The organism is Streptomyces sp. NPDC001890 (assembly GCF_042891445.1).
In the GTDB taxonomy this organism is placed as follows: domain Bacteria; phylum Actinomycetota; class Actinomycetes; order Streptomycetales; family Streptomycetaceae; genus Streptomyces.
The window spans coordinates 186,156-207,301 of the sequence record NZ_JBIATE010000003.1 but is presented as its reverse complement, the minus strand read 5'-3'; the positions used below and the strand labels follow the sequence as shown (position 1 = coordinate 207,301).

The 21,146-nt window shown below is 68.3% G+C and carries 19 protein-coding genes; 10 read left to right on the top strand and 9 right to left on the bottom strand.

Annotation, left to right across the window (positions count from 1 at the left end):
* Positions 1–355: 355 nt before the first annotated feature.
* The 9 genes from rpmH to ACFYY1_RS12200 all read left to right on the top strand — a co-directional run bounded on the left by rpmH (position 356) and on the right by ACFYY1_RS12200 (position 7,178).
* A complete protein-coding gene (gene rpmH / locus ACFYY1_RS12240) occupies positions 356–493 on the top strand; it encodes a 50S ribosomal protein L34 (RefSeq protein WP_030930485.1) in 138 nt (45 codons plus the stop codon).
* An 18-nt stretch (positions 494–511) separates the two neighbouring features.
* Positions 512–883: a ribonuclease P protein component gene (rnpA, locus tag ACFYY1_RS12235; RefSeq protein ID WP_266416837.1), complete on the top strand. Its 372-nt coding sequence runs from the start codon at positions 512–514 to the stop codon at positions 881–883.
* Positions 880–1,239, top strand: coding sequence for a membrane protein insertion efficiency factor YidD (gene yidD, locus ACFYY1_RS12230; RefSeq protein WP_388583755.1), 360 nt, complete (start codon positions 880–882; stop codon positions 1,237–1,239). The genes rnpA and yidD overlap by 4 nt, the downstream gene beginning before the upstream one ends.
* A 3-nt stretch (positions 1,240–1,242) precedes the next feature.
* Complete coding sequence (yidC, locus tag ACFYY1_RS12225; RefSeq protein ID WP_388583754.1) at positions 1,243–2,505, top strand: membrane protein insertase YidC; 1,263 nt, start codon at positions 1,243–1,245, stop codon at positions 2,503–2,505.
* A gap of 14 nt (positions 2,506–2,519) precedes the next feature.
* Positions 2,520–3,029 carry a R3H domain-containing nucleic acid-binding protein gene (locus ACFYY1_RS12220; protein ID WP_266731337.1) on the top strand — a complete coding sequence of 170 codons (510 nt, stop codon included), beginning with the start codon at positions 2,520–2,522 and terminating at the stop codon, positions 3,027–3,029.
* A 110-nt stretch (positions 3,030–3,139) separates the two neighbouring features.
* Complete coding sequence (rsmG, locus tag ACFYY1_RS12215; RefSeq protein WP_388583753.1) at positions 3,140–3,856, top strand: 16S rRNA (guanine(527)-N(7))-methyltransferase RsmG; 717 nt, start codon at positions 3,140–3,142, stop codon at positions 3,854–3,856.
* Between the two features lie 291 nt (positions 3,857–4,147).
* A complete protein-coding gene (locus ACFYY1_RS12210; protein ID WP_388584673.1) occupies positions 4,148–5,224 on the top strand; it encodes a ParA family protein in 1,077 nt (358 codons plus the stop codon).
* Positions 5,221–6,333, top strand: a complete 1,113-nt coding sequence (locus tag ACFYY1_RS12205) for a ParB/RepB/Spo0J family partition protein (protein WP_388583752.1) — start codon at positions 5,221–5,223, stop codon at positions 6,331–6,333. The genes ACFYY1_RS12210 and ACFYY1_RS12205 overlap by 4 nt, the downstream gene beginning before the upstream one ends.
* A gap of 227 nt (positions 6,334–6,560) precedes the next feature.
* Complete coding sequence (locus ACFYY1_RS12200) at positions 6,561–7,178, top strand: GNAT family N-acetyltransferase (protein ID WP_266731332.1); 618 nt, start codon at positions 6,561–6,563, stop codon at positions 7,176–7,178.
* 100 nt (positions 7,179–7,278) lie between these two features.
* On the opposite strand, the gene trxA is transcribed toward ACFYY1_RS12200, so the two are convergent.
* From trxA to ACFYY1_RS12165, 7 genes are all read right to left on the bottom strand, one after another.
* The gene (gene trxA, locus ACFYY1_RS12195) at positions 7,279–7,608 is read right to left on the bottom strand and encodes a thioredoxin (protein WP_388583750.1); all 330 of its coding nucleotides are present in this window, start codon (positions 7,606–7,608) and stop codon (positions 7,279–7,281) included.
* Positions 7,609–7,655: 47 nt separating this feature from the next.
* Complete coding sequence (trxB, locus tag ACFYY1_RS12190) at positions 7,656–8,618, bottom strand: thioredoxin-disulfide reductase (RefSeq protein ID WP_388583748.1); 963 nt, start codon at positions 8,616–8,618, stop codon at positions 7,656–7,658.
* Between the two features lie 132 nt (positions 8,619–8,750).
* Positions 8,751–9,707: an anti-sigma factor family protein gene (locus ACFYY1_RS12185; RefSeq protein ID WP_388583746.1), complete on the bottom strand. Its 957-nt coding sequence runs from the start codon at positions 9,705–9,707 to the stop codon at positions 8,751–8,753.
* Entirely contained in the window at positions 9,704–10,405 is a 702-nt protein-coding gene (gene sigM, locus ACFYY1_RS12180; RefSeq protein ID WP_388583745.1) for an RNA polymerase sigma factor SigM, read from the bottom strand. The genes ACFYY1_RS12185 and sigM overlap by 4 nt, the downstream gene beginning before the upstream one ends.
* A gap of 164 nt (positions 10,406–10,569) precedes the next feature.
* A complete protein-coding gene (locus ACFYY1_RS12175) occupies positions 10,570–12,282 on the bottom strand; it encodes a serine/threonine protein kinase (protein ID WP_388583744.1) in 1,713 nt (570 codons plus the stop codon).
* Between the two features lie 127 nt (positions 12,283–12,409).
* On the bottom strand, positions 12,410–14,575 hold the full coding sequence (murJ, locus tag ACFYY1_RS12170) for a murein biosynthesis integral membrane protein MurJ (protein ID WP_388583742.1): 2,166 nt from the start codon (positions 14,573–14,575) through the stop codon (positions 12,410–12,412).
* Positions 14,576–14,624: 49 nt separating this feature from the next.
* On the bottom strand, positions 14,625–16,922 hold the full coding sequence (locus ACFYY1_RS12165; RefSeq protein WP_388583740.1) for a DUF6049 family protein: 2,298 nt from the start codon (positions 16,920–16,922) through the stop codon (positions 14,625–14,627).
* Between the two features lie 183 nt (positions 16,923–17,105).
* On the opposite strand from ACFYY1_RS12165, the gene ACFYY1_RS12160 reads away from it, so the two are divergent.
* Positions 17,106–18,548 carry a CCA tRNA nucleotidyltransferase gene (locus tag ACFYY1_RS12160; RefSeq protein WP_388583739.1) on the top strand — a complete coding sequence of 481 codons (1,443 nt, stop codon included), beginning with the start codon at positions 17,106–17,108 and terminating at the stop codon, positions 18,546–18,548.
* A gap of 110 nt (positions 18,549–18,658) precedes the next feature.
* Here ACFYY1_RS12160 and ACFYY1_RS12155 read toward each other — a convergent pair whose 3' ends face one another.
* Together ACFYY1_RS12155 and ACFYY1_RS12150 are read right to left on the bottom strand one after the other, a co-directional pair.
* Positions 18,659–19,927 (bottom strand): MFS transporter, encoded by a 1,269-nt coding sequence (locus ACFYY1_RS12155; RefSeq protein ID WP_388583738.1) that lies wholly within the window; start codon positions 19,925–19,927, stop codon positions 18,659–18,661.
* 124 nt (positions 19,928–20,051) lie between these two features.
* A complete protein-coding gene (locus ACFYY1_RS12150) occupies positions 20,052–21,134 on the bottom strand; it encodes an inositol-3-phosphate synthase (RefSeq protein ID WP_266731319.1) in 1,083 nt (360 codons plus the stop codon).
* Between the last annotated feature and the right edge of the window lie 12 nt (positions 21,135–21,146).

Genomic DNA, 21,146 nt, shown 5'->3' with positions numbered 1-21,146 from the left:
CGAATGTGTGGTTCTCGGGACGGGATGGGTCGGTATGGGTGGGGACCGGCAGGCAGGAAGAAAAGAACCGGAGCTCAGCCACGGTAGTCAGGGCGACCCGCGTGGTTCAAGTTGTTGTCCACAGCCTGTGCACAGTGGGGGGTGCTGTGGAGCCGGTTTGACCGGATGGCGTAGCCGCGCGTACCGTGACCAGGTCGAGTTGTCGATGGCTGCTGCCGCCTGCCTCCGATGGGCAAAGATCACGATCTGTGATTGTGAAGCGGTGCACTAGAGCGTTTACGCGAGTCTCTCGTGGGCGCACGGTGACAGCCAGGCGATGTCCCGCCAACACACGAGTCATTTCTGGAGCCCCCTAGTGAGCAAGCGCACCTTCCAGCCGAACAACCGTCGTCGCGCGAAGACCCACGGCTTCCGGCTGCGCATGCGCACCCGTGCCGGCCGCGCGATTCTCGCGTCCCGCCGTGGCAAGGGTCGCGCCAACCTGTCCGCCTGATCGCTTACAGGTCATGACGTGCTGCCTACCGAGAATCGGCTGAGGCGGCGCGAGGACTTCGCGACCGCAGTACGTCGAGGACGCCGGGCCGGTCGCCCGCTACTCGTCGTTCATCTACGCAGCGGTGCAACGGACCCGCACGTGACTGGGGAGAATGCTCCCCCGCCGCGTGCGGGTTTCGTTGTCAGCAAAGCTGTGGGTGGAGCGGTTGTGCGCACAGCGGTGAAGCGGAAGCTTCGCCACCTGGTCCGCGAACGGCTTGCCCTGCTGCCCCCCGGTAGCCTGGTTGTCGTACGAGCGTTGCCCGGAGCGGGCGACGCCGACCATGAACAGCTGGCCCGAGACCTGGACGCCGCTCTCCAGCGGCTGCTGGGAGGGGGCGCGCGATGAAGTACCCGCTGCTGGCTCTTATCAAGCTGTATCAGTGGACGATCAGCCCACTTCTCGGGCCTGTCTGCCGTTACTACCCGTCGTGTTCCCACTATGGATATACGGCGATCGACCGGCACGGAGCGATCAAGGGAACTGCGCTGACGGCTTGGCGCATCCTGCGGTGCAATCCGTGGTCACCCGGTGGCGTGGACCACGTTCCACCACGCAAACGTCCGCGTTGGCATGAACTCCTGCGTAATGCCATGCGCGGTGGCAAGGGCGGGGACTCCGCCGCTGATGCGCCTGTCCGGGGATCGGCCTCCGAACCCCCGAGTCGGGCCGCAGAGACTTCGCCCAATGCTCAAGGAGCCTGATTAGTGGACACGATTGCCAGTCTGTTCAGCTTTATCACCTGGCCCGTCTCATGGGTCATCGTCCAGTTCCACAAGTTGTACGGGGCGATCTTCGGACCCGACACGGGCTGGGCCTGGGGTCTGTCCATCGTGTCCCTGGTGGTGCTGATCCGGATCTGCCTGATCCCGCTTTTCGTCAAGCAGATCAAGTCGACCCGCAACATGCAGGTGCTCCAGCCGAAGATGAAGGCGATCCAGGAGCGCTACAAGAGCGACAAGCAGCGTCAGTCCGAAGAGATGATGAAGCTGTACAAGGAGACGGGCACCAACCCGCTCTCCTCGTGCCTTCCCATCCTGGCGCAGTCGCCGTTCTTCTTCGCCCTGTACCACGTGCTGTCGGCCATCGCCTCGAACAAGAAGATCGGTGTCATCGACCAGTCGCTGCTCGACAGCGCCCGTCAGGCACACATCTTCGGCGCTCCGCTCGCCGCCAAGTTCATGAACAGCTCGGAGGAAGTCGCGGCTCTCGGTGCCTCGCTCACCGACGTCCGGGTCGTCACCGCCGTCATGATCGTGCTGATGTCGGCCTCGCAGTTCTTCACCCAGCGCCAGCTGATGACGAAGAACGTCGACCTGACGGTCAAGACGCCGTACATGCAGCAGCAGAAGATGCTGATGTACATCTTCCCGCTGATCTTCGCCGGCATGGGCATCAACTTCCCCGTCGGTGTCCTGGTCTACTGGCTGACCACCAACGTCTGGACCATGGGTCAGCAGATGTACGTGATCAACCAGAACCCGACCCCGGGCAGCAAGGCGCAGGACCAGTACCTGACCCGTCTGCTGAAGAGCGTCACCGCGCACGGCGAGGTCCGTGGCAGGACCCGGCGCAACACCGTCAAGCGGATCGTGGCCAAGGGCCCGGACCGCAATGACATCGAGCGGAAGTTCGTCACGGGGCTGGCCAAGCTGGGCCTCGCCGCCCAGGAGGACGGCACCGTGATCAAGAGTGAGACCGCTGCCGCCGAGGCCGAGGGCGGAGCCGCGCAGCGGCGCCAGCAGCCCAAGCGCCAGACCAAGGCCCAGCGCCAGACCGGTACCGCGCAGACGGGGGCCAAGGACGCCGACTCCACCGAGTCGGGTTCCAAGACCTCTCTGCAGAAGCGGGACACCGCGCAGGACGAAAAGCCCAAGCCGGCGGGCAAGTCCGCGTCCGGCTCCTCACGCCAAGCCAAGTCCGGACAGCGCAAGGGCCCGCAGCGGCCCAAGCACCCGTCCAAGAAGTAAGAAGGAGTCCATCCGTGACGGAAGGCACCACCTCCACGGCCGCTGAGGGCAGCGACACCTTGACCCGCCTTGAGCAGGAGGGCGAGATCGCAGCGGACTACCTTGAGGGTCTGCTCGACATCGCCGACCTCGACGGCGACATCGACATGGATGTCGAGGCGGACCGGGCCGCGGTCTCGATCATCAGCGACTCGGCACGTGATCTGCAGAAGCTCGTGGGCCGCGACGGTGAGGTGCTGGAGGCGCTCCAGGAGCTGACGCGGCTCGCCGTTCACCGGGAGACCGGGGACCGCAGCCGGCTGATGCTGGACATCGCGGGCTTCCGGGCCAAGAAGCGGGCGGAGCTCGCGGCGCTGGGTGCCAAGGCCGCAGACGAGGTCAAGAGCACTGGCGAGCCGGTGAAGCTGGACCCGATGACGCCGTTCGAGCGCAAGGTCGTCCACGACGCGGTCGCGGCCGCCGGTCTGCGCAGCGAGTCCGAGGGCGAGGAGCCGGAGCGCTTCGTCGTCGTCCTCCCGGCCTGACCGGACCCTGGTTCTGTCGGCCCCGTCTGTTCGCAGGCGGGGCCGATCTTTGTCAGCCTGATAGATCAGCCACCCACAGTGCGGTAGTGCGGTATGGAAGGACGGTCCCCGTGACGGCGGAAGTAGAGCTTCCCCAGGCGCCCGAAGGGGCACGGGCGGTTTTCGGCGAGTTCTTCCCGGAGGCTGTCCGGTACGCGGAACTGCTGGCGGACGCCGGGGTGAAGCGGGGGCTGATCGGCCCGCGTGAGGTGCCGCGGCTGTGGGAGCGGCATCTGCTGAACTGCGCGGTGCTCTCCGAGGTCGTGCCCGAGGGCGTCACCGTCTGCGATGTGGGCTCGGGGGCCGGCCTTCCCGGTATCCCGCTGGCACTGGTGCGCCCCGACCTCAAGATCACCTTGCTGGAGCCCTTGCTCCGGCGCACGAATTTCCTTCAGGAGGTAGTGGAGCTGCTGGGCCTGGACCATGTGACGGTCGTGCGTGGCCGGGCCGAGGAGGTTCTGGGGTCGCTCCAGCCGGTGCACGTGGTGACGGCTCGTGCCGTGGCACCGCTGGACCGGCTGGCCGGCTGGGGCGTTCCGCTGCTGCGTCCGTACGGGGAGATGCTGGCGCTCAAGGGGGACACCGCCGAGGAGGAGATCGCCGGGGCACGCGCGGCCCTGAGCAAGCTCGGCGTGGTGGATACCGAGGTGCTGCATGTCGGGGACGGCGTGGTCGACCCGATGTCCACGGTGGTGCGTGTGGTGGTCGGTGAGAGTCCGGGCGGTGTGAGGTTCGCCGCAAAGAGGGCCAAGGCCGCCAGGACGAGTCGCACGAGGCGCCGCCGCTGACATCCCCCACTCGCTCCGCGGGATCGAGCGCCACGTGCAGTTCATGCGGTCTGCCGGCGGCGGTCCGGTACGTGGCCGTATGCGCCCATACGGAGTGTCGTGCCCCTGTAGCTAGGCTGCGGGGGCATCGTGTTTCACGTGAAACGTCGCTCTCTGCTGCATGGAATCATCAGCCGCGGTCGCGCGGCTGCCGCGCCGCGGCATCGCAGGCCCGTTAGGGCTACGGAGTTGTCCACAGAAGTGGATTCATCCACAGAAGAGCGGGCCTCGCTGGTTCACGACCCCGAAAGCATGGCAGGCTCTGCTCATTGCGAGCCTGAAGTCGAGGAGAGTGAATCCTTGCGGTCCGACGCCAACATCGCGGGACCGATGACCGATCCGGTCCCCGGTCCCCGAACCGAATCGGCGGGGGACGGTGTTTCACGTGAAACACCGCCGCCGATGGACGACACACCCATCGGTCGCGCGGCCCAGCTGGCGGTTGAGGCCCTTGGCCGCGCCGGCGAGGGCCTGCCCCGTCCCGAGCGGACGCGCGTCATGGTGGTGGCCAACCAGAAGGGCGGAGTGGGCAAGACGACCACGACGGTCAATCTTGCTGCCTCGCTCGCGCTTCACGGCGCCCGTGTTCTGGTGGTCGACCTCGACCCGCAGGGGAACGCCTCTACGGCTCTGGGTATCGATCACCATGCCGAAGTCCCCTCCATCTATGACGTCCTGGTGGAGAGCAGGCCGCTCTCCGAGGTGGTTCAGCCCGTACCGGACGTCGAAGGCCTCTTCTGCGCCCCCGCCACCATCGATCTCGCCGGTGCGGAGATCGAGCTGGTGTCGCTGGTGGCGCGGGAGAGTCGACTCCAGCGAGCGATCCAGGCGTATGAGCAGCCGTTGGACTACATCCTCATCGACTGCCCGCCTTCGCTCGGTCTGTTGACGGTCAATGCCCTGGTTGCCGGGGCCGAGGTGCTGATCCCCATCCAATGCGAGTACTACGCGCTGGAAGGGCTGGGGCAGCTGCTGCGGAATGTGGACCTGGTGCGGGGGCATCTCAACCCCGATCTCCATGTGTCGACGATCCTGCTCACCATGTACGACGGCAGGACCAGGCTCGCTTCTCAGGTCGCGGAGGAGGTGCGCAGCCACTTCGGCAAGGAGGTGCTGCGGACGAACATTCCGCGATCGGTGCGGATCTCGGAGGCGCCCAGCTACGGGCAGACCGTGTTGACCTATGACCCGGGTTCCAGTGGGTCGCTGTCGTACCTCGAAGCGGCGCGTGAGATCGCCCTGCGGGGCGTCGGGATCCACTACGAGCCCCAGCATGCCCGGACGGGCATGGGTAACAGCCAGCAGAGCATTTCGGAGGGGATTCAGTGAGCGAGCGTCGAAGAGGGTTGGGGCGTGGGCTGGGTGCCCTGATCCCCGCCGCTCCGCAGGAGAAGCAGGTGCCGCCCGCAGGGATGGGATCGACCTCTGCCGGGGCGAATCCTGTGCTGACAGCGGAGCGGGGGGTGGCTGCGGCGAAGGTGGCCACTCGCGCGGGCATTCCGATCGTCCCGGAGCCGAGTGCGCCGGTGTCGGGGTCCGGAGCGGCCGCCGGGCCGGTGGAACCTGCCACGGCGTACTTCGCTGAGATTCCCATTGACGACATCACTCCGAACCCCCGCCAGCCCCGTGACGTGTTCGACGAGGACGCGCTCGCGGAGCTGGTGACCTCCATCAAGGAGGTGGGACTCCTCCAGCCTGTCGTCGTGCGCGAGGTGGGACCGGAGCGCTATGAGCTCATCATGGGCGAGCGGCGCTGGAGGGCCTGCCGCGAGGCGAATCTGGAGCGGATTCCGGCTATCGTCCGGGCCACGGATGACGAGAAGCTGCTCCTGGACGCGCTCCTGGAGAACCTTCACCGGGCTCAGTTGAACCCGCTGGAGGAGGCAGCCGCGTACGACCAGCTGCTCAAGGACTTCGAGTGCACGCATGACGAGCTGGCCGACCGGATCGGGCGTTCCCGGCCGCAGGTGTCCAACACTCTGCGTCTGCTGAAGCTGTCGGCCCCGGTACAGCGGAGGGTGGCAGTCGGGGTGCTTTCGGCTGGTCATGCGCGGGCCCTGCTGTCCGTGGACGACTCGGAGGAGCAGGACCGGCTGGCCCATCGCATCGTGGCCGAGGGGCTCTCGGTGCGTGCGGTCGAGGAGATCGTGCGGCTCATGGGCTCCACTCCCACGAGCCCGGCCAAGGCCAGGGGGCCGCGGGCCGGCGGCCGGGTGTCACCCGCCCTGTCCGATCTCGCCACCCGGCTCTCGGACCGCTTCGAGACCAGGGTGAAGGTCGACCTCGGTCAGAAGAAGGGGAAGATCGTCGTCGAGTTCGCGTCGATGGAGGATCTGGACCGCATTCTCGGCAGCCTGGCGCCGGGCGAAGGACGCGTGCTGGATCAGGCATCCGCCGAGGAATCTGCCAAGGAATCCGCCAAGGACGACGAGGGCTGACCCTGCCGATGAGGATGTCGGGCGGGCTGTGTTCCGGTGGTTACCGGAACACAGCCCGCCCTTTGCTTTCTCTCGGTGTCGGCTTCATCCCTGGGTCGATACGATGCGTTCTGGTATGGCACATCCAGGTTGAGCCACCTCGGTAGAAAGGGCCATACGGTCAGTGAACGGAGTGCACTGACCGTCGCACGCGATGCGGCGGGCGAAGGAAGCGAGGAACAGCCTTCATGGGGCGTCGGCTCGTACCGCTCACGCTGGACAACCTTTCCGATCTCCCCAGACGATGCCGCTCATGTGTCTTCTGGGAGCTTGATCCGGTCAGTGGGGAAGCTGCGGTAAAGGCAGGGACACCCGAGTTGGAGAAGGAGGCCTGGATCTCGGCCGTTCTCCTGGAATGGGGGTCGTGCGGACGCGTCGTCCATGTCGACGATGTCCCAGTGGGCTACGTGCTCTATGCGCCGCCCGCCTACGTACCGCGCTCGACCGCGTTTCCCACCAGCCCCGTCTCCTCCGATGCCGTTCAGTTGATCACTGGCTGGATCATGCCGGGCTACCAGGGACAGGGGCTGGGCCGGGTCATGGTGCAGACCGTTGCCAAGGATCTGCTGCGCCGGGGGTTCAAGGCGATCGAAGCCTTCGGTGACGCCCGGTGGAAGGAGCCGGCCTGTGTGCTTCCCGCGGATCATCTGCTGGCCGTCGGCTTCAAGACCGTACGGCCGCATCCCGTTCATCCTCGGCTGAGGCTGGAACTGCGCACGACGCTGTCCTGGAAGGAAGACGTGGAACTGGCGCTGGACCGGCTGCTGGGCGCGGTACAGAAGGAGCCGGCGCTGAGGCCGCTGTGATTCGAGAGCCCATGGCGATCCGAGCTCCCCTGGCAACGCGAAACGGGTCCGTCCCCCGAGGAACGGACCCGTTTCACGTGAAACAGTGGCGCGCGGACGCCTAGCCGAGGAAGGCTTCGAGGTCGCGGACGATCGCGGCCTTCGGCTTCGCTCCGACGATGGTCTTCGCGACCTCGCCGCCCTGGTAGACGTTCAGGGTCGGGATGGACATGACGCCGTACTTGGCGGCCGTGGCCGGGTTCTCGTCGATGTTGAGCTTGACGATCTCGATCTTGTCGCCGTGCTCGGCGGCGATGGCCTCCAGGGACGGGGCGATCTGGCGGCACGGGCCGCACCAGGCTGCCCAGAAGTCCACCAGGACGGGCTTCTCGTTCTTCAGGACATCCTCGTCGAAGGAGTCGTCGGTCACGTTCTTCAGGGCGCCGGCCACGGCGGCCTCCTTAACTTCTTGGGGTGTAGTGGGGTGCGAGGCGTGGATCAGACGGTGGCCGCTGCGGCCTTCTCCTCGTCGGCGAGCGCGGCGAGGAAGCGCTCGGCGTCAAGGGCGGCGGAGCAGCCCGTGCCGGCGGCCGTGATGGCCTGCCGGTAGGTGTGGTCGACGACGTCACCGGCGCCGAAGACACCGGTCAGGTTGGTACGGGTCGAGGGGGCTTCGACCTTGAGGTAGCCCTCCTCGTCGAGGTCGAGCTGGCCCTTGAAGAGCTCGGTGCGCGGGTCGTGGCCCACCGCAATGAACAGGCCGGTCACCGCGAGCTCGGACGTCTCGCCGGTCTTGGTGTTCCGCAGGGTCAGACCGGAGAGCTTCTGCTCGCCCTGCACTCCGGCAACCTCGCTGTCCCAGGCGAACTTGATCTTCGGGTCGGCGAAGGCTCGTTCCTGCATGGCCTTGGAGGCGCGCAGCGAGTCCCGGCGGTGGACGATGGTGACCGACTTGGCGAAGCGGGAGAGGAAGGTCGCCTCCTCCATCGCGGTGTCGCCGCCGCCGACCACGGCGATGTCCTGGTCCTTGAAGAAGAAGCCGTCACAGGTGGCGCACCAGGAGACACCGCGTCCGGAGAGGGCGTCCTCGTTGGGCAGGCCGAGCTTGCGGTGCTGCGAGCCGGTCGTCACGATGACGGCCTTGGCGCGGTGCACCGTGCCAGCCGTGTCCGTCACCGTCTTGATGTCTCCGGTGAGGTCCACGGAGACGACGTCGTCGGGAACCAGCTCGGCGCCGAAGCGCTCGGCCTGGGCGCGCATGTTGTCCATGAGCTCGGGGCCCATGATCCCGTCCTGGAAGCCCGGGAAGTTCTCCACGTCGGTGGTGTTCATCAGCGCGCCACCGGCGGTGACGGCGCCCTCGAACACCAGCGGCTTCAGAGAGGCGCGTGCGGTGTAAAGGGCGGCCGTGTAGCCCGCGGGGCCGGAGCCGATGATGATCACGTTACGGACGTCGCTCACGGGTTTCTTCCTCGTCTCTGCAGACTGCCTACTGTCCACGCCTACTGGGGCCGGTTCAACGACTCTCACCCCACCCAACGGATCCTACGGGGGATGCATTCCCCGACGTGCCGGGCGGCTTCGGCGGGATTCTCAGGGGCGCGGGTAGGAGTGGGTCAGCAGGAGCTCGCCCTTGCCCGCGGGCGCGGTCCGGACGCAGGCCGCATCGACGAGGTACGCCTGTACACGGCTCGCGTCGGACGGGTGCGGAAGGACGACGAGGAACGCATCCGTGCCCTCGTAGGTGCCTTCTTCCACGGCGAGGGCGGCAGTATCGCGTCCGGTGCCCTGCTGCACACACGGCGGGACGGGCACGGTGGGTGCGCGCAACGGCGTCTGGGGCGACCCGGATCCGGCGGAGCTGCCCTTGGGTGTCGACTGCGCCTCGACGGACGGCGCCTGCTTCCCGGCCTCCGTACCATCCGCCGACTTCGACGGCTTCGAGCCGGTACTCAGAAGAAGCGTGTGCACCCGGTCCCCGAGCGTGGACTCCGAGAACGCTCCTCCGCTGTTCTCCTCGGCGGTGGAGCTGCGGTCTGCTGCCTTGAGGCTTCCGGACTCCTGGGACGGCTGGAGGCTCTGCAGCATGAAGACACTCACGCCGACCACGGCCGCACCGAGAGCGGCTCCGAGCACGGCTGTGCGACGGCGGCGCCGGACCGACCGGCGGCCGGGCCCGGTGGTCGCCCGGGGACGTCCTGCGGGACGGTCCGAGGGACCGGGGTCCGTGTTCGGCTCCTCTGCTGCCGGCCGCTGTGTTTCACGTGAAACATGTGCCGAGCCAGAAGGCTTCGTGACGCCGAGAGCCGCCTCGGCGACAAGTGCGGCATCGATGCGGTCCGCGACGTCGTCAGGCATGCGCTGGGGCATGGGCACGGTGCCGAGCAGCTCGCGGATCTCCATGAGAGAGGCATGGACCTCACCGCAGAGCTCGCAGCCGGCCACATGGTCACGTACCTCTGCTGCACGTGACGGTGGGAGCAACTCCTCCGCCAGCTCGGAGATCTCCGTGACATCCGGATGCTGGGTCGTGCCGGTCGTTGATGTCATGTGCGCCCACCTCCGCCCTTCACTGCAGCGGGATCGCTTGTGCCCGCATCTCTCGGCCCCGATGCCGGTGGGACGGATGCACGCGGCGTCCGGTTCCTTCCGGCTCTCTCGCCGACTCCTGCGACCTCGCCGCGCAGGTGGTTGAGCAGCGGCGCCAGCCGGGCCCGTCCCCGCGCACAGCGGCTCTTCACGGTGCCTGTCGGTACATCGAGGATGCCTGCCGCCTCGGCCACCGGGTAGCCCTGCATGTCGACGAGGACGAGTGCGGCCCGCTGCTCGGCGGGCAGAGTGGCGAGGGCGGCCAGGAGCTCGCGGTGGAGGTCCTGGCGCTCCGCCGGTGCCTCCGCTGATTCGTGCGGTTCCAGGAGTTGCTCGAACCGTTCGGTGTCATCGACCGGAGCGGTCCTGCGGGTGGCCGCCTTGCGGACCCGGTCGAGGCAGGCGTTGACCGTGATGCGATGCAGCCAGGTGGTGACGGCGGACTGACCGCGGAAGGTATGGGCGGCCCTGAAGGCGGAGACAAGGGCGTCCTGGACGGCGTCCGCGGCTTCCTCGCGGTCTCCCAGGGTCCGTATCGCCACGGCCCACAACCGGTCGCGGTGGCGCCGTACGAGCTCGCCGAAGGCGTCCGGGTCACCGGCCACATGGCGAGCGAGGAGGTCTGAGTCGCTGAGTGGTTCCGACGGCTCGGCGGCCACCTCCCCCTCCCTCCCTTTCGCTGCGTCAAGGTGCGTCTGTCTATCACGATTTGAGCGGACGGGGCAGGGGCGCAGGAGGCGCCGTCCGGGACCGGACGCGGTCACCGGTGCGAGGCGCACCGGATACACGGGAGGCCGGTGGGGGCGTCCCACCGGCCTCGCGGTCACTTGAGTACGGAGATCTCCGAGATCCCGCCCCGGTAACCACCCGTTCCGTCCGAAGGCAGCTCCGCGAGCCGGACCAGGACGTAGCGCGTCCGCACCGGCTTGGGGAAGGTCTCCTTCAGATCGCTTCCCACCGTTGCGAGCTCTGTGAGGCGCTGGGGGAAGTCGGAGAGGGACGACGGGGCGGAAGCGCTCGGATCGGCAGCCAGGACCTCGGCCTTCTGCCCACTGCGGTACATCTTGGCGGCGATGCCCGCGACGTCCTGAACACTGCCCAGGTCCACGACTATGCCGCTGCCGTCCCTGCGGTTCGGGTAGTTGCCGAAGTTCGCGAAGCCCAGGTAGCGCGGGGTGACCCAGGCCGTGCCCGCATCACCGTCGACGGAGTTCGGCACCTGATCCGTCTGGATCCCCGAGCCACTGGGCATGAACTCCGTCGCTCCGGCGATGCGCAGCGGCTCGGTCGCGGGCTGAGCCTTGTTGTCGCTGTTCTTCGGGTCGGTTTGTGTGCTGTCGCCGGAGTCGGAACTCTTGTTGTGGTCGATGAGCGCCTCGGCGAGCTGCCAGCTGCCGAGGCCCAGTGCGGCGATGAGCAGCGCGGACACGGCCCACTTGAGGGCTTTGCCGGTGCGGCTCTGGAGCGGTGCCGGGGGCGCCGTGATCGTGGGCTGGGCGGCGACGGGCCGGGCGGGCGGGCGCCCGTAGGAACCCTGCTGGTAGGTGGTGCGCTGGTACTCGGGAGGCGCCGTGAAGGCGGGCTCCGGAGGACGGATGCGGGGCATCGCGGCAACGGCCTTGGCCAGCTCGTCCGGCGTGGTGCACGGCTGCTCCTGCCGGGAGGCAGTGGCGCCGTCGTTGGCGAGTGCGCGCATGGCGAGCTCGGAAAGGCCCCGGTGGACGCCGGCGCGCACCTGGTCGGGGGCGATCAGCCCCACTCCCTTGGGCAGCCCGGCCAGGCCGTACGCATCGCTCTCGTACGGCCAGCGCTGGGTCAGCGCGGCGTAGAGCAGGGCGCCGATCGCCTCGGTGTCCGCACGCTGGGGACCGTCGGCGGTGATGCCCCGCAGGGCGGCGTTCACCGCGAGGCCGCGGATCCGGTACTGCCCGGTCGAGCTCCGCAGCACCGCCCCCGGGGTGAGCCTCAGATGTGCGAGGCCTTCCCGGTGGGCTGCCGCCATGGCCTGGGAGACCTGGCTGACGAGCTGGTAGGCATCGTGCGCGTCCATCGGCCCCGAGGCCAGCAGCGAGGTGAGCTCAGTGGCGTCGGGGAGCCATTCGTGGACGACGTAGACGAGGTCGTCCTCCTCCACGGCGTCGAGGACCTGCACGAAACGCGGGTCACCGAGCAGTGCGGAGGAGCGGGCCGCGGCCAGCACGGAGCGGGCACGCGGGTGGTCGGCCGGAAGCAGATGGACGCCCACCGCGCGGCGCAGCTTCTCGTCGACGGCACGCCAGCTGCTGAAGCCGTCCAGGCGGGTGACGCACTCCTCCAGGCGGTAGCGTCTGGCAAGTTTGTGCCCGCTGTGCAGATCAGGGGTCGGCAGGGTGGCCTCGGAACCGATGTGATCACCATCCGTGTCCTGCGGCTTCGTGCCCTTGGTGTCCTGAGCTTCTGTCGTCCCGTCGGCCGTGGTCTCGTCCGCCTTGGCGGTCAGCGGCTCATCACCGCTGTTGTCGGCCACGTCGACGGCAGCCGTGCTACGTTCCGCCACCGTCGTTCCTGCCTCCCCATCCGTTGCGCGATGCCAGCCAGCTCTGCACAGTCACGCCAATTGTGCCCACACTCCGGCGCTATGCACGACACGCAAGGGGTGGTGATGGTTGTGCGGTGGTTGATCCTCAGCGGCCGAGCCGCCCTCGGACCATGCCGACCATGCCGTTGATCTCCTCGATCCGCATGCGCTTGGCGGCGACGAAGAAGACGCCCAGCAGTACGGCTCCACCGCAGATCAGCGCAGCGAGAGAACCGAAGGCACCCTCGCCGAGGCCCAGGAGCACGGCATAGCCCACGCCGCCGCCGAGTACCGCTGCCGGGATCGCGGCCAGGCACAGCCGGGCGTAGGTACGTACGACATGGGCACCGTCCAGATCTCCGCCCAGGCGGTTGCGGAGCCGCCGCCAGGCGATGCCCACACCGACGGCGTAGGCGAGCCCGTACGAGGCGGCCATGCCGACCACGGCCCACTGGGCGGGCAGAACCACGTAGCAGAGGGCCGAGGCGGCCGCGTTGACCGCGGCGACGATGACCGTGTTGTAGAAGGGCGTGCGGGTGTCCTCGTACGCGTAGAAGCCGCGCAGCACGACGTACTGCACGGAGTACGGGATCAGGCCGAGACCGAAGGCCATGAGGATGAAGCCCATGGAACGGGCGGCCTCGGTGCCCGCGGAGGCGTACAGCAGGGTGCACATCGGCAGGCCGAGTGCGAGGAAGGCGAAGGCCACCGGCACGATCGCGACGGCCGAGTTCCGCAGCCCCTGGGAGATGTCGTCACGGACGGCGCCCGGGTCGTCGTCGTGGGCGGCGCGGGAGATACGGGGCAGCAGTGCCGCCATGACGGAGACGGTGATGATCGCCTGCGGCATGCCCCAGATGAGCTGGGCGTTGGAGTAGGCGAGGAAGCCGGTGCCGTCCTTGCCGGACAGCTTGCCCGCGGACGTCGCGAGCTGTGTCACGACGATCACGCCCGCCTGGTTGGCCAGCACGAACAGGACGGTCCACTTGGCAAGCTTGATCGTCTTGCCGAGCCCGTGTCCCTTCCAGTCGAAGCGCGGGCGGAAACGGAACCCGGCCTCGCGCAGGTACGGGACCATCGCCAGGGCCTGTACCACCAGGCCGAGCAGCGTGCCGATGCCCAGGAGCCGGACGCCCTCCGGCGGAATGGTCTGGACGCCCATCTGTGACTCGGCGGACGTGCCGTAGACCCAGATGAACATGCCGAACGTGAAGATCATGACGATGTTGTTGAGGACCGGGGTCCACATCATCGCGCCGAACTTGCCGCGGGCGTTGAGGATCTGGCCCATCACGACGTGCACGCCCATGAAGAAGATGGTCGGCAGGCAGTACCGGGCGAAGGTCACGGCGACGCTGTTGGCCGCGGCGTCCTGGGCGATCGTCGGCGACATCATGTGGATCAGCCATGGAGCGGCGAAGACCGCGAGCGCGACGATCACGCCGAGCGCGACCATGACGAGGGTCAGCAGCCGGTTGGCGTAGGCCTCGCCGCCGTCCTCGTCGTCCTTCATGGAACGGACGAGCTGGGGTACGAAGACCGAGTTCAGGCCGCCGCCCACGGTGAGGATGTAGATCATCGTGGGCAGGGTGTAGGCGATGGTGAAGCTGTCGCCGAGCAGCGCCGCGCCGAGCGCGGCGGTGATCACCAGGCTGCGGACGAATCCGGTGAGGCGGGACACGAGCGTGCCGGCCGCCATCAGTGCGCTGGACTTCAGCAGGCCGGAGGCCCGGCCGCCGGACTTCGGCGGGGCGGGCGCCGGGGCCGGCTCGGGCTCCGCAGGGACGGGGGCGGACCCGGCCGGGCCCTCCTGGTCCCGGAAGAGGTGTGCGAAGGCATCCGGCTGCTCGTCGCCCCGGGAAGCCTGGCTGACGAGGTCGTCCACCCCGACGAACTGGGTGGTCCCCGGATTGTCGCCGTACGGCAGGTACCGCGACGGGCCGTCGGGCTCGGGCGGGGGGGTCTGCGCCCAGATGCGAGGGTCGGGCGGGTACTGGGCCGCGGGCGGCTGCTGGTAGAGCGGCTGGGGCTGCTGGTAGGTGCCCGGGGGCGGCGGCGGGTGCGCGGCACGGTCGTACAGCGCCTCGGTCACCGGGTCCTGGACGGACAGATCCTGGGCGCGGTAGGGATCGCGGTCGTAGGCGTCCTGCAGGTACGGATCGGTCACCGGCGCCGCCGGAACCTGGCCAGGGCCTGGGGGCATCGGAGGCCCGCCGGAAGACCCGGCTCCGCCCGCACCCTGACCGCGGTCACCGTCGTACGGCGCGTTCATCGAAACCCCACCTCATCGTCCCCGGCCGACCGGCCACGACAGACATCGCTCAACGTTCCACTTTCTCACCCGAGCCCGACGGCTCCCCGCTTTCCGGACCGGTGTCCGGAGTCGGGTCACTCGGCTGCTCGGGTTCACCGCCGTCTTCGCCGGGCGCGCCGCCCGCGTTGGCGCGCTTGCGATGGGTGTACATCCTGATGCCCGCGAGGACCAGGAGCAGCAGCCCGCCGGCGATGACCAGCAGCACGGTCGGGGTGAGCTCGGAGACCTTCACGGTGAAGGTCATCTCTCCGCCGTACGGTGTGCCGTCCTCGGTGTAGAGCTGCGCCGTCATCTGCACCTGGCCGTTGACGTTGGCCGCCGCGTCGAACTTCACGGACTGGCTGTGGCCGGGGCCGATCCGGATCGGCTGCTCCGCCACGGCCCCGCCGTCGTTCAGCTTGAGGCGGGTCGCGTTCTCCGACTTCAGCCGCAGGACGAGATGGTCCACGCCCTGCAACAGCCTGTTCTGCACGGTCACCGGGATGGTGGCGCTGCGGCCGGACAGGGTGACGTCGGACTTCGAGATGAGCTGGACCTCACCGACGAGGTCCTGCAGATAGCCGCGGACCGAGTCCCGGTACTGCTGGGCCTCCAGCGGCCTGCCGCGCCATGACGTCGACATGGACCGGTTGAGCGCGTTGCCGAAGGGGGTCACCACCCGATCGGGCTGGGTGAGGATGACCTGGAAATTGTTCAGCGAGACCTGGGTGGACTTGATGTCCTGGAAGGCCTGGGTGGGCAGCTCCTGGCTGCGGAGCTTCTTCGGGTACTGGGAGGCCCTGGGGACGCTGGTCGTCGCGTCCGCGTCGGGCTTCGCCGCGGCCGCGTCCACCAGCCCGAGGGGCTGCGTCCAGCGCCCGTCGTCGAGCCCGTGCAGGGCCTGGGCCATCGACTGGGCCTGGGCCACGGTGGGCATCCGCTGCGGTGCGACGACGATGCTTCGCTCGGTGTCCGTGTCCTGTTCGGCCAGGGCGAGAGTCAGAGCGAGGAATTTTTGGACGGCGAGGGTGGAGTTCCCCGCCTTCGACATGTCGCCCTGGAAGGCCGTGGAGAGCCGGGCGTCGGCGACGACCGCGGTGGTGCCGCCACCGATGGGCCGGGCCGCGGTCGGCGTGTACGTCAGAGCGCCGGTCTCCTGGAGGCTGTCGCTGCGGGCGATCACCTTGTGGGCCCCGGCCGAGGTGGCGACATCGACGATCGACGGGTCGATCGCCCCGTCGACGGGCCATGCGAAGTCGGTCGACGGCTTCACGTGGAGGATCGTCTGCACTGTCGTCCCGGCCACTTCGGTGGCGGTCTGCAGATGGCTGAGGGTGCCGGAGACGTTCTTGCCGCGGTGGGCGATGGACGCCAGATCGGGGTCGGCGAACGGCAGCGCGACGACCTTCCCGTCCGACACCGCGGCTTCGAGCGAGGTGAGCCACTGCTTGGCGACGGCCTGGTTCGTCCCGGCGACGGTGGTGTCGCCGGACTTGACGCGGTAGCTCCCGGCCATCGCGTCGACACTGGCCAGCAGATCCGGGTCGATCACCCAGGTCACGGGCAGTTCGCTGCCCAGCGACACCAGCTGTTCGAGCCGTCCGCCCGGAGCGAGCTCGGCGGCCAGGCCGTCGTCCGCGAACACGGGCGTCCGCTGATCGTCGGTGCCCGTCTCGGCGGTGACATGGGCCGACGCGATGAGCGGCCAGAGATAGGTGACGTTCGTCCTGGAATCACGCTCCTCCTCCTGCCAGGGCAGGAAGGTGCGCTCGATCCCCAGCACCTGCTCGTACTGGGCCTGGGCGGTCTGCCCCGACAGTGAGACGCCGAGCTGGTAGACGCCGTCGTCGCCGAGTTCCAACTTGCCGACCGGAACCGAGAGCGTGAAGTCCTGACTGATCCCGGAGGGGAGCTTCGCGAACTTCACCGTGTACTTGCCGCCGACCGGGGCGGGATCGACGCCGGGCACGTACCCGGTGCGCTTGGCGGCGGTGTCGATCTCCGTCCGGCTGAGGAGCTTCGGGCCCACCCGCAGATCGACCACGGCCTGCGTGATCGTGCCCTTGCCCCGGTTGGTCACGGTGCCGGAGACGGTCAGGGTGTCCCCCTTGACCGGCGCGCTGGGAGCCAGGGTGTCCAGGGACACATCGACGGTTTCGGACCCGGTGCGGGCCTTGCCGGTCCCGCCGGCCTGCGCCACGGGTGCGGTCGGACCGGCCAGCAGCGCCGCGACGAGCGGTGCCCCGATGATCAGGGCGGCTGTGCGGCGCAGCCACCGGCGGGCAGGAGAGGGACCGATCCCCTGAATGTCTGCCGCCTCGGCCACGCGCCTACCCGTCCCTCGTCGTCGTCAGCTGGTGTCGATGGTTGTCGGTTCTTGCGTCCACGCATGGTAACGATGTGCGCGGGTGCCAAGTGCTGGGGAGTTCGCTACATGATCGGAAGAGTCTTGCAGGGCGGGCCGAAACCAGGACGACCGGGCCGGTCCGGGCACGTACCCTTTTCTGTTGTGTCGAACGCCAATGAAGACAGCTCCCGTGCCCTGACCCAGGTGCAGCACCGCGCAGTCAGTGAACTGCTGCGGGTGTCCCCGGTCGCCGACGACCTCGCTCGCCGCTTCCAGGACGCCGGGTTCAGTCTCGCCCTGGTCGGAGGTTCGGTCCGGGACGCGCTTCTCGGCAGGCTCGGGAACGATCTGGACTTCACGACCGACGCCCGCCCCGAGGCCGTGCTGAAGATCGTCCGACCGTGGGCCGACTCGGTCTGGGAGGTCGGGATCGCCTTCGGCACGGTGGGCGCCCAGAAGGACGGCTACCAGATCGAGGTCACCACCTACAGGTCGGAGGCGTACGACAGGACCTCGCGCAAGCCCGAGGTGTCCTACGGCGACTCCATCGAGGAAGACCTCGTCCGCCGTGACTTCACGGTCAACGCGATGGCCGTGGCCCTTCCGCAGAAGGAGTTCATCGACCCTCACGGCGGCCTCGAAGACCTGGCGGAGCGCGTTCTGCGTACCCCCGGGACACCCGAGGAGTCGTTCTCCGACGACCCGCTGCGGATGCTGCGCGCTGCCCGCTTCGCGGCTCAGCTGGACTTCGATGTCGCTCCCGATGTGGTCACCGCGATGACGGAGATGGCCGGGCGCATCGAGATCGTCTCCGCCGAGCGGGTCCGGGAGGAGCTCAACAAGCTGCTGCTCTCCACCCACCCCCGCAAGGGGCTGGCGCTGCTCGTCGACACGGGGCTGGCACAGCAGGTACTGCCGGAGCTTCCCGCGCTGCGTCTGGAAAGTGACGAGCATCACCGTCACAAGGATGTCTACGAGCATTCGCTGACCGTTCTGGAGCAGGCCATCGACCTGGAGCAGGACGGCCCCGATCTGGTCCTGCGCCTTGCCGCTCTGCTCCATGACATCGGGAAGCCGAGGACGCGCCGCTTCGAGAAGGACGGGCGGGTCTCGTTCCATCACCACGAGGTGGTGGGGGCGAAGATGGTCAAGAAGCGGATGGCCGAGCTCAAGTACTCCAACGACATGGTCAAGGACGTCTCGAAGCTGGTGGAGCTTCATCTGCGCTTCCACGGTTACGGCGACGGCGAGTGGACGGACTCCGCGGTCCGTCGCTACGTGCGGGACGCAGGCCCCCTGCTGGAGCGGCTGCACAAGCTGACCCGCTCGGACTGCACCACGCGCAACAAGCGCAAGGCCGCCGCGCTCTCGCGGACCTATGACGGTCTTGAGGAGCGCATTGCGCAGTTGCAGGAGCAGGAAGAGCTGGATGCCATCCGCCCCGACCTGGACGGCAACGAGATCATGAAGACCCTGGGCGTCGGTCCCGGGCCGGTGATCGGCAAGGCGTATGCGTTCCTGCTGGAGCTGCGCCTGGAGCACGGCCCGATGGAGCATGACGTGGCAGTCGGGAAGCTCAAGGAGTGGTGGGCCGCGCAGGGCTGAGACCGCGGAGCGGTGGGTCATGTTTCACGTGAAACATGACCCACCGCTCTGGTGCCCGAGGGGGCTGTTTCACGTGAAACAGCCCCCTCGCCATGTGTCCACCCCGGTGCTCAGGCAGCTTCTCCGGTGCGGCTCCACCGGAACATCAGTACCGCGACGACCGCGTAGAGAACAGCCACCCCGACCACCACCACGGTCGATCGCCCATCAGGAGGCAGTATCAGGGCGGAGACCGCGGCGGCTCCCACGAAAGCGACGTTGAACAGCACGTCATAGAGGGAGAAGGCCCGGCCGCGGAAGGAGTCCTCCACCGAGGTCTGCACCACGGTGTCGGTCGCGATCTTCGCCCCCTGGGTGGTCAGCCCGAGGACGAACGCCGCGACCAGCATGGGGGCGGGGACGAACCACAGCCCCAGTGCGGGTTCGAGGACCGCCGCCCCAGCCGCGCACACCGTCAGCCAGCGGACCGGGCCGATCCGTCCCGCGGCCCAGGGCGTCAGCACGGCCGCCGCGAAGAACCCCGCACCGGAAGCCCCCACGGCCAGCCCCAGAAGAGCCAGGCCCTCGGATTCGTCGGCGGTCCAGGCGTAGCGGCACAGCATCAGTACCGTGACGGTCAGCGCTCCGTAGCAGAAGCGCATCACGGTCATGGCGGCCAGCACCCGGGTGGCCTGCTTCCGCTGAGCCAGATGACGCAAGCCGTCGGCCAGCCCCTGAGCGGTGTCGCTCAGGGCCTCCCACAGCCCGATCCGGTGTCCGCCCCGATCCGGTCCGAGGAGCCCGGTGGCAAGGGTCAGGGACGCCAGCGCCGACGTGAGGTAGAGCGCCGCGCCCAGCAGTACCACCACGGCGTCGGAGTCCGAGGCCAGCAGCCTCACGATGAAGGCGAGGCCGCCGCCCGCCGTGGCCGCGAGCGTCCCTGCGGTCGGTGAGAGCGAGTTGGCCAGCACCAGCCGGTCGCTGTCGACGACGCGCGGCAGCGCCGCCGAGAGCCCGGCCAGGACGAAGCGGTTGACCGCGGTGACGCACAGCGCCGAGGCGTAGAAGAGCCAGTCGGGCGCGGAGCCGAGGATGAGGAGCGCCGTGCAGCAGGCGAGCGCGGCGCGCAGCAGGTTTCCGTACAGAAAGACCTGGCGGCGCGGCCAGCGGTCCAGCAGAACGCCGGCGAAGGGGCCGATGAGCGAGTACGGCAGCAGCAGCACCGCCATGGCGGAGGCAATGGCACCGGCCGAGGCCTGCTTCTCCGGCGAGAAGACGACATGAGCCGCCAGCGCCACCTGGAAGACACCGTCGGCCGACTGGGAGAGAAGTCGTACGGCCAGCAGACGACGGAAGTTCCGAAGGCGCAGAAGAACGCGCAGATCACCCACGACGGCCATGTGACCAAGAGTCACATACGTTGAGGGTCCCCGGGCAGATTGCCCGGGGACCCTCAACAGCACGGGAGGGAATGAGCGTTGCCGCTCAGCACCCTGCCGCGTGGACGTGCCGTGTCCGGCTGCGTCAGTTGGAGACCTCGCCGCGGATGAACTTCTCGACGTTCTCGCGGGCCTCGTCGTCGAAGTACTGGACCGGCGGGGACTTCATGAAGTAGGAGGACGCGGAGAGGATCGGGCCGCCGATGCCGCGGTCCTTGGCGATCTTCGCGGCGCGGACGGCGTCGATGATGACACCGGCGGAGTTCGGGGAGTCCCAGACCTCGAGCTTGTACTCCAGGTTCAGCGGAACGTCACCGAAGGCACGGCCCTCAAGGCGCACGTACGCCCACTTGCGGTCGTCCAGCCAGGCCACATAGTCCGACGGGCCGATGTGGACGTTGTCCGCACCGAGCTCGCGGTCCCGGATCTGAGAGGTGACGGCCTGCGTCTTGGAGATCTTCTTGGACTCAAGGCGCTCACGCTCAAGCATGTTCTTGAAGTCCATGTTGCCGCCGACGTTCAGCTGCATCGTGCGGTCCAGGATGACGCCCCGGTCCTCGAAGAGCTTCGCCATCACGCGGTGCGTGATGGTGGCGCCGACCTGCGACTTGATGTCGTCGCCGACGATCGGGACACCGGCCTCGGTGAACTTGTCCGCCCACTCCTTGGTGCCGGCGATGAAGACCGGGAGAGCGTTGACGAACGCGACCTTGGCGTCGATGGCGCACTGCGCGTAGAACTTCGCAGCGACCTCGGAGCCGACGGGCAGGTAGCAGACCAGGACGTCGACCTTGCGGTCCTTGAGGACCTGGACGATGTCGACCGGGGCCTCGGCCGACTCCTCGATGGTCTGGCGGTAGTACTTGCCGAGACCGTCGTGGGTGTGGCCGCGCTGGACGGTGACGCCGGCGTTCGGCACGTCGCAGAGCTTGATGGTGTTGTTCTCGCTGGCACCGATGGCGTCCGCGAGGTCGAGACCGACCTTCTTCGCGTCGACGTCGAAGGCGGCGACGAACTCGACGTCCCGCACGTGGTAGTCGCCGAACTGGACGTGCATCAGACCGGGCACCTTGCCGGCCGGATCGGCGTCCTTGTAGTACTCGACGCCCTGGACCAGCGAGGCGGCGCAGTTGCCCACGCCGACGATGGCTACGCGAACCGAACCCATTCCGGTTGCTCC

Excerpts from the sequence above, each read along its gene's own strand:
- yidD (WP_388583755.1), top strand. The coding sequence starts at position 880 with ATGAAGTACCCGCTGCTGGCTCTTATCAAGCTGTATCAGTGGACGATC.
- ACFYY1_RS12210 (WP_388584673.1), top strand. The coding sequence starts at position 4,148 with ATGGCAGGCTCTGCTCATTGCGAGCCTGAAGTCGAGGAGAGTGAATCC.
- ACFYY1_RS12200 (WP_266731332.1), top strand. The coding sequence starts at position 6,561 with ATGGGGCGTCGGCTCGTACCGCTCACGCTGGACAACCTTTCCGATCTC.
- ACFYY1_RS12185 (WP_388583746.1), bottom strand. The coding sequence starts at position 9,707 with ATGACATCAACGACCGGCACGACCCAGCATCCGGATGTCACGGAGATC.
- murJ (WP_388583742.1), bottom strand. The coding sequence starts at position 14,575 with ATGAACGCGCCGTACGACGGTGACCGCGGTCAGGGTGCGGGCGGAGCC.
- ACFYY1_RS12155 (WP_388583738.1), bottom strand. The coding sequence starts at position 19,927 with ATGGCCGTCGTGGGTGATCTGCGCGTTCTTCTGCGCCTTCGGAACTTC.
- ACFYY1_RS12150 (WP_266731319.1), bottom strand. The coding sequence starts at position 21,134 with ATGGGTTCGGTTCGCGTAGCCATCGTCGGCGTGGGCAACTGCGCCGCC.